Genomic DNA, 14,469 nt, shown 5'->3' on the forward strand with positions numbered 1-14,469 from the left:
GCGCGGCTCCCACCATGATCGCGAGCAGCCCACCGCCCGTGTAGGAGCGCCGACCCGGCGCGAAGCGATTGCGGCCTCGCTGCGGAACTGGCGTCGCAAGCACCATTCGCCGCGGGTCGCGGCTCCCACCATGATCGCGAGCAGCCCACCGCCCGCGTGGGAGCGCCGACCTCGGCGCGAAGCGATAGTCGGCACACCGCGATACAAGAACCGCGCGTTGAAATCTCTGCACTCCCTAGACTTTGTAAATTTCAAAGACTCCAAGGGATTCGAATGAGCATCAAGCGCAGCGCCAGCCACAGGCTTCGCTTAGGGCGATGGTCAGCAGTCGGCCACTGCTACCTAGTAACCACAGTGACGGCCGACAGAAAACCCATTTTCAACGACTTTTATCTGGCGAGAACGCTGATCCGCATCATGCGGCAGGACGAACTCGCTGGCACGCACAGGACACTTTGCTATGTGCTGATGCCTGATCACTTGCACTGGCTGCTGGAACTGCGACAAGGAACGCTTTCACAACTAGTCGGCAGAGTGAAATCGCTATCCGCCAAGCAGCATGGAGGACGAACCTGGCAAAAAGGCTTTCATGACCATGCATTGAGAAATGATGAAAATTTGCTTAGCGCAGCGAGGTACATCGTCGCCAACCCCATACGCGCCGGGATCGTCACCCGAATAGGTGAATACCCACACTGGGACGCAATCTGGCTTTGATGGTTGCCTCGATACGATGGCAGCCATGATTTAACCGCACCATTCGCCGCGGGTCGCAGCTCCTACAATGATCGTGAGCAATCCAACACTCGCGTAGGAGCATCGTCCCCGGCGCGAAAACGATTGCGGTCTTGCTAGTAGACCGGCGCCGTATGCACCATTCGCCGCGGGTCGCGGCTCCTACGCGACCGCGGATACACCACCAATCGTGTAGGAGCGTCGACCCGGCGCGAAAAAGATTGCGGCCTTGCTACAAGACTGGCGGCGTATTCACCATTCGCCGCGGGTCGCGGCTCTTACGCGACCGCGGATACACCACCAATCGTGTAGGAGCGCCGACCCGGCGCGAATTGACTGTGGCCCTGCTGCAATGCCCCGGCGGCACCGCCCACCTGCCACCCCAAAGCCATTTCATTGAACGTTCCCCACGCACTGAGACTCGAAAAAACTCGAGCCTGCTGCGCTGCCTACCCGCGCGCAGCAGCTTTTTCACTGCTCGATCGTCTCCGGCGCGCACTGGAGCGCACTGGAACTCAGAACCGGTACACCACTGGTACGGACTGACGTTAAGGAGGAACAGAGCCCAGGAAACATACGGGCTTTATAGACTATGTGCGGAATAGCAGGCGAACTTCGATTCGATAACCAACCAGCCGATCTGGCTGCCGTTGAACGCATCACTCACCACCTCGCCCCTCGCGGCCCGGATGCCCACGGCTTCCACAGCCGCGGCCCCGTCGCCTTCGGCCACCGCCGGCTGAAGATCATGGATCTCGCCGAAGCTTCCGGCCAGCCGATGATCGATAACGATCTTGGCCTGTCGATGGTCTTCAATGGCGCCATCTACAACTACCCGGAATTGCGCACCGAGCTGGAACGGCTTGGCTACCGCTTCTTCTCCGGTGGCGACACCGAGGTGCTGCTCAAGGGCTATCACGCCTGGGGCGCCGACCTGCTGCCCAAACTCAATGGCATGTTCGCCTTCGCCATCTGGGAGCGCGACAGCGGGCAACTGTTCATCGCCCGCGACCGCCTGGGCGTCAAGCCGTTGTATCTGTCCAAGACCAAGGATCGCCTGCGCTTCGCCTCGAGCCTGCCAGCCCTTATGAAAGGCGGCGATATCGGCAAGACGCTCGACCCCATCGCGCTCAACCATTACCTGAACTTCCATGCCGTGGTGCCCGCCCCCCGCACCATTCTTGCAGGCGTGGAGAAGCTGCCGCCAGCGACCTGGATGCGTATCGATACCAACGGCAATGTCGAGCAGAAGGTCTGGTGGACGCTCAACTTCGGACCGAACGCCGACGAAGCCGACTTCACCTTCGAAGACTGGCGCGACGCGACCCTCGACAGCATGCGCGAAGCGGTCGAAATCCGTCAGCGCGCTGCCGTGGACGTCGGCGTGCTGCTGTCCGGCGGCGTCGACTCCAGCATGCTGGTCGGCCTGCTGCGTGAGGCCGGCGTCGAGAACCTGCTGACCTTCTCCATTGGTTTCCAGGATGCCGGCGGCGAGCGTGGCGACGAATTCCAGTATTCAGACCTGATCGCCAAGCGCTTCGAAACCCAGCACCACCAGTTGCGCATCGGCGAGAACGAGATTCTCGACCAATTGCCAGCGGCCTTCCGTGCCATGAGCGAGCCGATGGTCAGCCACGACTGCATCGCCTTCTACCTGCTCTCGCGAGAAGTGGCCAAGCACTGCAAGGTGGTGCAAAGCGGCCAGGGCGCCGACGAGCTGTTCGCCGGCTATCACTGGTACCCGCTGGTCGATGGTGCGGACGACGCCTACAGCGCCTATCGCAAGGCCTTCTTCGACCGCGAGCATGACGAATACGCCGCCTGCGTGCAGCCCGCCTGGCTGACCGACGACGTATCCGGCGAATTCGTTCGCCAGCACTTCGCCCAGCCAGGCGCGACCGCCGCCGTGGACAAGGCCCTGCGCCTGGACAGCACGGTGATGCTGGTCGACGACCCGGTCAAACGCGTCGACAACATGACCATGGCCTGGGGCCTCGAAGCGCGCACGCCGTTCCTGGACTACCGCGTGGCGGAATTGTCGGCGCGCATCCCCGGCCGGTTCAAACTGCCGGAAGGCGGCAAGTACGTGCTCAAGGAAGCGGCCCGCAAGGTGATTCCGTCCGAGGTAATCGACCGCAAGAAGGGTTACTTCCCAGTACCGGGCCTCAAGCACCTGGAAGGCGCCACGCTGGGCTGGGTACGCGACCTGCTGGTCGACCCGACCCATGATCGTGGCATCTTCAACCCGCAGATGCTCGACCGCCTGCTTACCGACCCGCAGGGCCAGCTGACGCCGTTGCGCGGCTCCAAGCTGTGGCAGATGGCGGCCTTGAACCTGTGGCTGAGCGAACAGGGCCTGTAACGACGAATCGGGGGAGCTGCGGCTCCCCCGCTTCCAACTGCAATGGCCGTATCCGCCTCGCCGCGGGTTACCAGACAGGCCAACCGATAGCCGGCAATGCCGGCCATGCGTAAGCAAAGGAACATTCTTCAATGCGAGCCACTGCCCACAACCAACGCCTTCTCCGGGGCCAGTCCCCCTCCTACGAACGCCTTCAGGCACGGTTTGCCGAAGAGCACGGCGATGGCATCAGCCAACCGCAAATCGTCCATTGTGGCTGGGGACGACTGCTGATCGGCCACACTTTTCCGGATGCTGCGGTACTGGCCGAAGAGCTGCTCAGCGAGCAGCCCGGCGAGCGCGATATCGCGCTGTATGTAGCGGCACCGCAACAGGTGCTGGCCCACGCCCCGCAGCAGCTGTTTCTCGACCCGTCGGACACCCTGCGCCTGTGGTTCAGCGACTACCGCCAGGCACGCCGCGGCTTTCGCGGCTTTCGCGTACGCCGCGCGCAAACCGAGGCCGACTGGCAGGCGATCAACTGCCTGTACCAGACCCGCGGCATGCTGCCGCTCGATCCCGAGAAGCTCACTCCGCGCCACCAGGGCGGCCCGGTCTACTGGCTCGCCGAGGATGAAGACAGCGGCGCAGTGATCGGCAGCGTGATGGGCCTCAATCACCAGAAGGCCTATCAGGACCCTGAGCTGGGCAGCAGCCTCTGGTGCCTGGCCGTCGACCCGGCCTGCAGCCGCCCAGGCGTGGGCGAAGTGCTGGTGCGTCACCTGATCGAACACTTCATGAGCCGCGGCCTCAGTCATCTGGACTTGTCAGTGCTGCACGACAACGGCCAGGCCAAGAAGCTGTATGCCAAGCTGGGTTTCCGCGAGCTACAGACCTTCAGCGTCAAACGCAAGAACGGCATCAACCAGCCCCTGTTTCTCGGCCCAGGGCCGGACGACAAGCTCAACCCTTACGCGCGCATCATCGTCGACGAGGCCCGTCGTCGTGGCATCGATGCGCAGATCGACGACGCCGAAGCCGGCCTGTTCACCCTGAGTCAGGGCGGCCGACGCATTCGTTGCCGCGAGTCGCTGACCGACCTGACCAGCGCCGTGACCATGACCCTCTGCCAGGACAAGCGCCTGACCCACCGCACCCTCAGCCGTGCCGGCCTGAGCCTCCCCGCCCAGCGCCTGGCAGGCAGCGCCGAGGACAACGCGGCGTTTCTCGCCGAGCACGGCAGCTTGGTGGTCAAGCCCGTGGATGGCGAACAGGGCCAGGGTGTTGCCGTCGACCTGCGCACGCCTGCCGAGGTGCAGGCGGCTATCGAACGCGCCCGCCCCTTCGATGAGCGCGTGCTGTTGGAGAGCTATCACGAAGGCTTCGACCTGCGCATCGTGGTCATCGGCTTCGAAGTGGTTGCCGCAGCAATCCGCCGCCCGGCGGAAATCCTCGGTGATGGCCGCCATACCATTGGCGAACTGATCGACGCACAAAGCCGTCGCCGTCAGGCGGCAACTGGCGGTGAAAGCCGCATCCCCAAGGACGCCGAAACCCTGCGCACCCTGCATGCCGCCGGTTACGACTATGACAGCGTGCTGCCCCAGGGCAAGCGCATGGCCGTGCGCAAGACCGCCAATCTGCATACAGGCGGCATTCTCGAGGACGTCACCGGCATCCTCCACCCCACGCTCGCCGATGCCGCCGTCAAAGCTGCCCGTGCGCTGGACATTCCGGTGGTAGGCCTTGACCTGCTGGTGCCTGCGGCGGACCAGCCCGAGTACGTGTTCATCGAAGCCAACGAGCGCGCCGGCCTGGCCAACCATGAACCGCAGCCAACCGCAGAACGTTTTATCGACCTGCTGTTTCCGCTGAGCCATGGCGTTGGGGATTGATACACCCTAGATTAATGCTATCCCGCAAATAAACCTCGGGTTAGCTAGAGGTGCGCTGGGTATGCCGCTCAGAATCATCACGGGCGGCTAACTCCCCAAATGATTACCATCCTAAAGGATGCAGACCGGTAAATTTGAGAATGCTGACTTCTGCTTAACCAAGCAAAAAAGAAAACTCACTCGATATCCTTTGGCTGCCTTAGTGTGACTGAAAGCGCGCAGCACAAAGCGAGTGGTATCCAGATAATAAACCAGCTTTCATTGGGGCGAGAAAGGAAATTACCACCTTCTGTAAGCCCAGCCCCTATTCCATAGACCAAAAGCGCAGAACCAATCTGAACACTGGAATTAGATTTAAATTTCAAGCAACTGTAGAACACGAATGCATACATTACCGACCAGATTATTAGACCGATCAACCCCAGCTCCAAGAGTACAGCGAGTTCAACATTATGTGGATCATGGAGGAGCATGCCTACACCAGGAATATCGTAAATGAATCTACTATCATAACCACCACCCAACCAAAGGTGGCCATTCGCCTTATCGATCGCGTCCATCCACAGTTGTGGGCGGAAGGAAACTCCGCGTCCTAACAGCAACTCAGGCATCAGGGAAGTGGCTAACAGCGCTGCAAAAAATAAGGACATCACAAGGTAAACTGCTCTACGACCACTCACCAGCAGCATCCAGAAGCTTGTGAGAACCAATGCCATCAGCGGAGTTCTTGAGCCCGTAGCTAACAAGGCGATGAGCAACACTGATGCTAACAAAATAGGGATAATATCGTACCGCTCATTGCATGATAACCAAGATGCAACCCAGTAGGTACATAGAAATCCGAGAACATGTGAAGTTAGCAATGGATTGCGCAGCGCTCCAGTACCGATCATACGACCGCCTGGTTGGCCATCCAACCAAAACAGGACAATATTTATAAGTGCTGCTATCGCGCCAATTGCGGCACCCAACCTTAACGTTTGCATTAATAGCCGTTCGCTTTTCAAAGCAACCATACATAAACCCATAAACAGCATAAATACGTATACAGGTCGCTTCAAAAGACTTCCCACACCCACATCACTGCTGCTCCAAGACAAGCTAATAGCTATCCAGACAATGAGACAAAGATAGGCTTGGATCGCGGGCTCTTTAAGCATTGGCAGAGCCTGGGCTGGATTATTTAGCACACAGAAAAACACTGGCGCCACAATCAGAGCGTAATAAAATTTTGTATAGAGACCACCGTCTTCGACCCAAAACAGGCCGGTTAGTAGGACTAGAAAGCCAAGCGTTAACCAACGATTTATAGTGAACTCTTGTACTGAATTGCGTAGCGCGCCAAAACGCTCTTTCATAGCTCACACACTTTTTGTCTATCCATAAAATTAGCTATTCTAAAGCATTAACGCGCCGAGAGCTGCACCTTCTGCTATCCGTAGCGTTGATACCGCTCACTGAAACCCACTCCCCTACGAAACAGACGCAATGGATTGAGAGGCCTAGCGGCAGAGTCCCTCAATCGAACAATCATTACAGAATCAGGAAACCCTCATCGCCATCGCAGGTCAGCATATAACAGAGACCTGACTTTTACCGTCCGTCGACCGGCGTCAAAGCATTCACCAGAGACTGACGCCGCTCAGCGGCCCATCCCCGTCATAGATGGAGAGCCCATGTCGCAAATTCCTGAACCCGATCTCGAATACATGCAAAAAGTCCTGCTGGAAATGCTCGCCATTCCCAGCCCCACCGGTTTCACCGACACCATCGTGCGCTACGTCGCCGAGCGCCTCACCGAAATCGGCATCCCTTTCGAAATGACCCGTCGTGGAACCATCCGCGGCACCCTAAAAGGCCGTCGCGACAGCCCGGACCGCGCCGTCTCCGTGCACCTGGATACCATCGGCGCCATGGTGCGCGAGATCAAGGACAACGGCCGTCTGTGCCTGACCGCCGTGGGCTGCTGGTCCAGCCGCTTCGCCGAGGGCAGCCGGGTCAGCGTGTTCAGCGATCATGGCGTTTACCGCGGCAGCGTTCTGCCGCTGCTGGCCTCCGGGCACGCCTTCAACACCGAAGTGGACCAGATGCCGATCTCCTGGGATCACGTCGAGTTGCGCCTCGATGCGCTGGTCGCCAGCCGCGCCGACTGCGAAAGTCTGGGCGTATCGGTAGGCGACTTCGTGGCCTTCGACCCGCTGCCCGAGTTCACCGAAAGTGGCCATATCAGCGCCCGCCACCTGGACGACAAGGCCGGCGTCGCCGCCCTGCTCGCCGCGCTCAAGGCAGTAGTGGAAAGCGGCCAGGAGCCGCCCATCGACTGCCACCCGCTGTTCACCATTACAGAAGAAGTCGGCTCTGGCGCCGCCGCAGCCTTGCCGTGGGACGTCAGTGAATTCGTCGGCATCGACATCGCTCCGGTCGCCGCTGGCCAACGCTCCACCGAGCACACCGTCAGCGTCGCCATGCACGACTCCGGTGGCCCCTACGACTATCACCTGTCCCGGCAACTGCTACGTTTGGCGAGCGAGAATGAAATCCCGGTACGCCGCGACCTATTCCGCTACTACCACAGCGATGCCCAGTCCGCCGTAACAGCTGGCCACGACATCCGCACTGCGCTGATCGCCTTCGGCTGCGACGCTACGCATGGCTACGAGCGTACCCACATCGACAGCCTCGCCGCTCTCTCCCGCCTGCTAGGCGCCTACCTGCTTAGCCCGCCGGTATTCGCCAGCGACGCCCAACCGGAAAACAGCTCCTTGGAGCGCTTCAGCCACCAGCTGGAACACGATGCGCAAATGGAAACAGACACCAGGGTGCCGGCCGTCGATAGCCTGGTAGGTAATAGGGAGAGAGAAGGTTAGGTTCTGTACGAAAAGTCAGGCCGCGTAGAATGACGCCATTATTGGCCGGAGCCCCGAATGGAAAAGCGGTCTGTCCCTGAGGAATCCCCACAAAATATCCATGCAGATCAGTCGGATAGCTTGAAGATGCCTACATGAGTCGTGCAATTTGGTAGTCGCCCCCCAGACTCATACAGGCAGTACGATTCTTACACAAGGCATTTTCCAAGCACTCCCCACGATCCACAGCAAGCGACTGAGCGCCTTGATGAGCGGCGTCAGTGCGTAGCTGCATGGGCATCGCCTGACCCTGACCGATTTGGGCAGGGCCATGCCCAGCGCGACTTACACCAAGCATTCGATCAAGCGCGTGGACCGCCTCCTTGGTAATGCTCGCCTGCAATACGAGCGACCACTGTTCTACTGGAAAATACTGACTGCGCTGCTTGGCTCCCTGCGTCATCCACTGATCCTGGTGGATTGGTCGCCGATCAATGCAGCTTCTGATCTTTACTTGCTGCGCGCGTCAATACCGCTGGCCGGGCGGGCGTTCCGCGTTTACGAGAGCGTGCACGATCGTGAAGGCTGCCCACAACGCCAAAGGCAACTACTCGACGCGCTTGAGTTTATGCTCCCCGATCAATGCGTGCTGATCCTGGTGACAGATGCTGGATTTTGCCGTCCCTAGTTCAAGGCTGTCGAAACCAAGGGTTGATATTACGTTGATCGTGTGCGCAATCGTGATCTCTATCGCGACGAACAAGGCTATTGGCAACCGATCAAGCAGCTCTATCAGCGGGTAACCTTGACAGCGAGCTCGCTTGGCAAAATTAAGATGACATGCCGCCCGCCACATCAGGTTGTGCTGTACGGCATTCCCCAGCAGGCCAGAGGCAGGAAACATCGACGCGTAACGGGCAGCATCACGCGTAGCAAGCTCAGCCGACAGAGCGCTCACCGTGAACAAGAGCCCTGGTTGCCGCCAGCAACCTGCTACAAGCCAACTGGACTGCGCGCCAGATCGTAGATATCTACCGCAAACGGATGCAGATCGAAGAAGGATTTCGGGACGTGAAAAGTCTACGCCTCGGCTTTGGTCTGTCCCGGGCTGAGTGGACACTGACTTAAGGTGGATAATGTCCACCGCAAGGAGTGCTCATGACCCAGACCAGACGACGTTTTCCCGAATCTCTCAAGCGTGAAGCGGTGGAGGTGCTTGCCGGCACGCCGCGTCGTCATGTGGCCGAGACGCTCGGCATCGCTGAAAGCCTGCTGGCCAAATGGAAGCGCCAGTGCGAATAGCAAGGTGACGATGCTTTTCCGGGCAATGGCAAGCAGCGCGGTGAGAGTGGCGAGCTCGGCCGGCTACGCCAACAACTGGCCCAAGTCAACATGGAGCACGATGTTTTAAAAAGGCGATCGCCATCTTCTCGCATCCCACGAAGTGAGATTCCGCGCGATTGAGGCGTTGGCCGGTCGTTATCCCGTAGCACCGATGTGCCGGCTATTGCGGGTATCTCGCAGCGGTTTCAGTGCCTGGCAGCAGCGGTCTCCTTCTGCGAGAGAAATGGCCAATCGGCGCCTGAGCCAAGAAATTCGCACCATCCACCATGGAGTAAGCGGGATCTATGGCCATCGCCGCATCAAAGCTGAGCTGTCGGCCATGTGACTGGCGTTTGGTCGGCACCGGGTCGCTCGACTGATGCGTGAAGCCAACTTGCGAGATCGATCATGCAAGCGTTGGAGGCTGGTTTCAGGCAGTCGTCACGACCTCCCGATTGCTCCGAATCACCCGGATCGCCAGTTCGCTTCGGACCGCGCCAATCGTCACTGGGTTTCGGACATGACCTACGTGCGAACTGCGCAGGGCTTGCTGTACCTGGCGGTTGTGCTCGATCTCTATTCGCGCGCCGTTGTCGGCTGAGCAATGCACACCGCATGCAGCAGGCTCTAGTGCATGCAGCGCTGGAGCTGGCGGTTGCACGCCGGCAGCCAAAGACGGAGGTGCTGCTGCATTCGGATCGTGGCAACCAATATTGCGCCGATGACTACCAGCCACTGCCGCGGCGGCATCGCATCGTGCCTAGGTTTTGTACGAAAAGTCGGTACGGGTAAAATTGCCGCCATGATTGGCTGGAGGCCCACATGGCAAAGCATTACGAACTCTCCGACGCACCGTGGGAATTGATCAAGGATCTGGTGTCTCCAGAGCAGAAAATGGGTCGCCCACGCAGTGATGATCGTCTGGTACTCCACGCAATCCTGCGGATCCTCTGCTCGGGCGCTGCCTGGCGTGATCTGCCGGAACGCCTTGGGCCTTGGTCGACGGTGTATCAGCGTTTTCGTGACTGGCGCGACGACGGTACGTTCGACCGGATATTGGAGCGCTTGCACATCCGATTAAACCGGGAGGGACTGATTGATCTGGACACCTGGATGATCGATTCCACTGCGATACGCGCAACCCGAGCCTCTTCAGGCGCCGGAAAAAAGGGGGCCTGAAGAACCGCTAGACCATGCTCTGGGACGTAGTCGAGGCGGCCTTACTACCAAGATCATATGATCTGTGACGCCAATGGTGTTCCATTACGCTTCATTCTTTAGCCGGGGCAAACCAGCGATATCGCTCATGCCCAGCCGTTGCTGGATCAGGTTCGAATTCCCGGTAAGCCGGGGCGTCCACGCAAACGCAGTCGCTGGTTACTGGCTGACAAAGGCTATGACGCGCAACACCTGCGCCATTACTGCGACCGCTACCGAATACAGCCGGTGATCCCGCTGCGTACCATGCCACGCAAGCCTCGACCTGGCCTGCCCCGACTCTTTGATCGTCCAAAGTATCGGCAGCGGAAGATCATTGAGCGGATGTTTGGCTGGCTGAAAGAGAACCGCAGAATAGGCACTCGCTACGACAGGCTGGCGAGAAGCTTTTCAGCCATGGTCACACTGGCCTGCAGCCTGCGTTGCATGCGTCAGTACTTTTCGTACAAAACCTAAGAGCTGGCGGTCGTTGCGATGCGTAAAATAGCTACAGTTTCCAAACGGTAAGGCCTGCAAGCCTCCGTGCACACTTGCAAGGTTGTAAATTATTATTAAGCACTTTCCTAACCAGAGAAAATCGAAATAAAATCAACGACCTACGGCCGATCATCGCTTCAGAAAAGCTCTAGTGGACACGCGTCTTTGCTTCAACAAAAACTCTAAATCCCACCGACCATTCGCACAATAAAACGCAGGCATAAATAAACATCCAACCAAAAGAAATATATTTAGCACAAAGCATCAAATACGAGCCATAAAAAAATGAGCAGAAATAATTGAAAAAATATTTATATCTTGCAGCACTACTAACCATTTCCCCAAAAAACTTTGCGGACGCGAACAATAACCAAAACTATATATTCCCTTCTTACAACAGAGACTCCACTCAATCTTTTTATGAACCAACCATTGGAACAAAACAAATAACTTACTCTGCAAATCACCTTCCAGCCGTGTTCTCTGGAAAGCCTTTTAAAAAAGATCTAATTGTAGCAAGCGATATAGGAACTAACGTATCGAGATATAGTTCAAATGGTAAATTACTATGGAGAGCGATAACTTACCCCAACACAGTGAGAGCAATTGACATTTCCGAAAACAGCGTCATTGCCTATGCAGGAGATGAAATGTTGAAAATTGACCTAGACACGGGAAAAATATTAAATACCAAAAAAACTGGTCAGCTTTTTTTATTTAACAAAAAAATCGGAAGCTATACCCTAAGAGGGCTTGATGATTCCGGCAGAGGCGTAATATACATCAACGACAAGAAGCTCCCATATGAAACAAAGTGGGCCAGAGACGCAATAATAAACCACAAAAAACTATACGTAGCTGACACCTTTGGCTATCGAGTAGCAGTGTTCGACTTAAAAAGCTTAAAATTTCTTTACAAGAAAGATTTTTACTATCCCAATGATCTAGTCTTAATCAAAAATCGTGTAAAAGTCGTAGAAGAGCACGGCAACAGAATTATGGATGTAGACTCTGGGAACATAGAGTTCTCATGCCCTCTCTGGGCTTATATGCAAAATAAAATCAGCATAGAAAAAATTGAACCCGAGGTAGTTAAACTAAATAGCGCGGAAGGCATCGGAAGATGCGCAAGAGAGTACATGGGGGAAAACACTCTATACTCACCTAATGGAGCAGTATATTTTGAAGACGAGCTAATCATAGCTGATACAGACAATCACCGAATAATTGCCATCCAAGAAGGAAAAGTAGTATCAGAGATACTCAATATAAATAATCCAGTCCGAATAATCCTTACAAATGCTACAGCGCCATAACCACAAAAGCCCCCTAAAGCACATAGAACTCAAAAATTTAAACATTGCAACATCAAACATGATCCAAACCAAACAGGCAAGCCCTACAAAGCCCGCAACTCAAGCTATGCCATATAAAACTACAAACCAGTTGAAACCTAAATTTCCTGACAGGTAGTCTCGCAACAACTCAAAGCCAAATCCGAATCACCAACCAAAAGAATGACGATCTAGAAAAATTTGATTAAAGCAATGGACCTTGAAAGTATAGAAAAATGCAAACTTGAGCTAAAATATCCTACGCAACCGATCTAGCGCCAAATTATAATTTGACAAATAAAAATCAAGGCCCTTTATTGCCATCTCGCCTCACATACATCCAATCGACAATATCACCCTCAGGCTTATAGCCGCAGACTGCCTCACGTAGTAACTGACGAACGAGATCGTAATCATCTTGTTCTACTGCACTTAGCAATCTGGCTAGTACGACCTTGAAATCGCTCCATGATAAGTGCTCCTCGTTGGCACGCATGATCATCGCGTGATCCGTTGGACTCACATTGTCACCAATTAAGAGTTCCTCATAGAGCTTTTCACCTGGGCGTAACCCTGTGAACTCAATTGAAATATCACCGTGTGGATTTATCTCCGAGCACACGCTTAAACCAGTAAGATGGATCATCTTCTCGGCCAGATCGGCAATCTTCACGGGTTGCCCCATATCCAGCACGAATACATCGCCGCCCTGCCCCATGGCACCAGCCTGGATAACAAGCTGTGCAGCCTCGGGAATGGTCATGAAATAGCGGGTTATATTGGGATGAGTAACCGTAACAGGCCCACCCTTGCGGATCTGTTCATAAAAGCGCGGAATTACCGAGCCCGATGACCCTAGTACATTACCGAAACGTACCATGGTGAAGCGGGTGTTGTTGACCTGGTGAACCTGCTCCTTGTCGTGAAAAAGTATCGGCGCACTTTCCTGACTTAGTGCCTGAAGAACCATCTCCGCCAGACGTTTGGTGCTACCCATTACGTTGGTAGGACGTACGGCTTTGTCAGTAGAAATCAGTACGAAATGCTCGACCCCTGCACGTAAGGCAGCTTGCGCCGTATAAAGCGAACCTAGCACATTGTTCAGAACGCCTTCGGCGATATTGTGCTCGACCATTGGTACATGTTTATAAGCCGCTGCATGGTAAACGGTATTAACCGTCCAGGTACGCATTAGCTCGCACAGACGCTCTTGATTGCGCACAGAACCCAGAATCGGTATCAGACGCACCCTTAAAGATTCTCGGCGTATCCGCTGCTCGAGCTCGGAATGAATGCTGTAGAGATTGAATTCGCTATGCTCGAACAACAGCAATACTTTTGGGTCAGTAGCCATGATCTGGCGGCAGAGCTCAGAACCAATGGATCCGCCTGCCCCAGTGACCATAACCACTTGCCCGCGGATGCAGCGCTCGAACAGCACCTGCTGAGGTGGAACAATATCGCGCCCAAGAAGGTCGGCAATATCAACCTCCTGAACGTCCTCCACCTTCACGCGGCCACTGGCTAAATCCATGAACCCAGGTACGGTTCGGACATGCAGCGGATATTGCTCCAATGTTTCCAACACTTGCCGTCTGCGCGTACGGCTCGCTGACGGCAATGCGAGGAGAATTTCAACAGCTCCGGTCTCATCGATCATCTGCTGTATATGCTTGGGAGAGTACACTCGTAAGCCGGCAATCACACGATTGTAAATATTGTGGTCATCATCGATGAAGGCGACCGGACGCATGCCACGTCCCATGCGCAAAGCAGCAGCCAATTGATTGCCAGCCGCACCGGCACCATAGATGGCAACCTGTGGCAACCGACTGTCACGCCCACCAAATCTCGACGGCTGCTCGGGCGAAAACCAGTCACCGACGAAGTAATGACGCATGCATAGACGTAAGCCTCCGACCAGCATGATGCTCAACCACCAGTAGTTGAATACCATGGACCGAGGAATCATCGCAGGTGCATCGCGGTACCAGTACACCGCCAAGGCAAGAATAAGGGTGGACAAGCTGACAGCTTTGACGATTGCTATGAGTGCATCACTACCCAGATAACGCATGACCGCACGATACATACCAAAGCGAATGAACAAAGGTATCGATACTAGGGGTACTGCGGCAAACAACCAGAGATGTCCGCTGAATGGATGGATTTCCTCCATATCTCCCAGACGCACTACGAACGCCAACCAAAGAGCAGCCCATAGCAACACGATATCCATGGCTATCTGGATCAGCCGCTTGTAGCGCCGTGGAAGGCGAACCAAGCGTTCTCTTAGTTTG

At 55.8% G+C, this 14,469-nt stretch carries 10 protein-coding genes and 3 pseudogenes; 11 read left to right on the plus strand and 2 right to left on the minus strand.

Features of this window, described 5'->3' with window-relative positions; genetic code table 11:
- From BVH01_RS24845 to ngg, 4 genes are all read left to right on the plus strand, one after another.
- Positions 1-277, plus strand: a 277-nt coding sequence (locus BVH01_RS24845) for a hypothetical protein (protein WP_218189098.1), incomplete at its 5' end; no start/stop codon positions are given.
- A complete protein-coding gene (locus tag BVH01_RS12460; RefSeq protein ID WP_075930607.1) occupies positions 274-717 on the plus strand; it encodes a transposase in 444 nt (147 codons plus the stop codon). The genes BVH01_RS24845 and BVH01_RS12460, both read left to right, overlap by 4 nt.
- A 610-nt stretch (positions 718-1,327) precedes the next feature.
- Positions 1,328-3,097 carry an N-acetylglutaminylglutamine amidotransferase gene (locus BVH01_RS12465; RefSeq protein ID WP_075930608.1) on the plus strand — a complete coding sequence of 590 codons (1,770 nt, stop codon included), beginning with the start codon at positions 1,328-1,330 and terminating at the stop codon, positions 3,095-3,097.
- Between the two features lie 131 nt (positions 3,098-3,228).
- Positions 3,229-4,971 (plus strand): N-acetylglutaminylglutamine synthetase, encoded by a 1,743-nt coding sequence (ngg, locus tag BVH01_RS12470; RefSeq protein WP_075930609.1) that lies wholly within the window; start codon positions 3,229-3,231, stop codon positions 4,969-4,971.
- 176 nt (positions 4,972-5,147) lie between these two features.
- On the opposite strand, the gene BVH01_RS12475 is transcribed toward ngg, so the two are convergent.
- Entirely contained in the window at positions 5,148-6,329 is a 1,182-nt protein-coding gene (locus BVH01_RS12475; protein WP_075930610.1) for an O-antigen ligase, read from the minus strand.
- 318 nt (positions 6,330-6,647) lie between these two features.
- Between BVH01_RS12475 and BVH01_RS12480 the strand changes: the two genes are divergently transcribed.
- From BVH01_RS12480 to BVH01_RS24415, 7 genes and pseudogenes are all read left to right on the plus strand, one after another.
- Entirely contained in the window at positions 6,648-7,838 is a 1,191-nt protein-coding gene (locus BVH01_RS12480) for an osmoprotectant NAGGN system M42 family peptidase (protein WP_075930611.1), read from the plus strand.
- A 170-nt stretch (positions 7,839-8,008) separates the two neighbouring features.
- Positions 8,009-8,611 (plus strand): annotated as a pseudogene (locus tag BVH01_RS24980) (IS4 family transposase); the annotation flags it as partial.
- A 92-nt stretch (positions 8,612-8,703) separates the two neighbouring features.
- Positions 8,704-8,918, plus strand: a pseudogene (locus BVH01_RS25210) (transposase); the annotation flags it as partial.
- A 57-nt stretch (positions 8,919-8,975) separates the two neighbouring features.
- A complete protein-coding gene (locus tag BVH01_RS12500) occupies positions 8,976-9,119 on the plus strand; it encodes a transposase (RefSeq protein WP_083659464.1) in 144 nt (47 codons plus the stop codon).
- 400 nt (positions 9,120-9,519) lie between these two features.
- The gene (locus BVH01_RS25215) at positions 9,520-9,741 is read left to right on the plus strand and encodes a DDE-type integrase/transposase/recombinase (RefSeq protein ID WP_371915593.1); all 222 of its coding nucleotides are present in this window, start codon (positions 9,520-9,522) and stop codon (positions 9,739-9,741) included.
- A gap of 221 nt (positions 9,742-9,962) precedes the next feature.
- Positions 9,963-10,814: pseudogene (locus BVH01_RS24125) on the plus strand (IS5 family transposase).
- A 320-nt stretch (positions 10,815-11,134) separates the two neighbouring features.
- Positions 11,135-12,151 (plus strand): hypothetical protein, encoded by a 1,017-nt coding sequence (locus tag BVH01_RS24415; protein ID WP_139317828.1) that lies wholly within the window; start codon positions 11,135-11,137, stop codon positions 12,149-12,151.
- 322 nt (positions 12,152-12,473) lie between these two features.
- Here BVH01_RS24415 and BVH01_RS12520 read toward each other — a convergent pair whose 3' ends face one another.
- On the minus strand, positions 12,474-14,408 hold the full coding sequence (locus tag BVH01_RS12520; protein ID WP_083659485.1) for a nucleoside-diphosphate sugar epimerase/dehydratase: 1,935 nt from the start codon (positions 14,406-14,408) through the stop codon (positions 12,474-12,476).
- Positions 14,409-14,469: the final 61 nt, after the last annotated feature.

It is taken from the genome of Pseudomonas sp. PA1(2017), from assembly GCF_001945375.1.
Taxonomy (GTDB): Bacteria; Pseudomonadota; Gammaproteobacteria; order Pseudomonadales; family Pseudomonadaceae; genus Aquipseudomonas.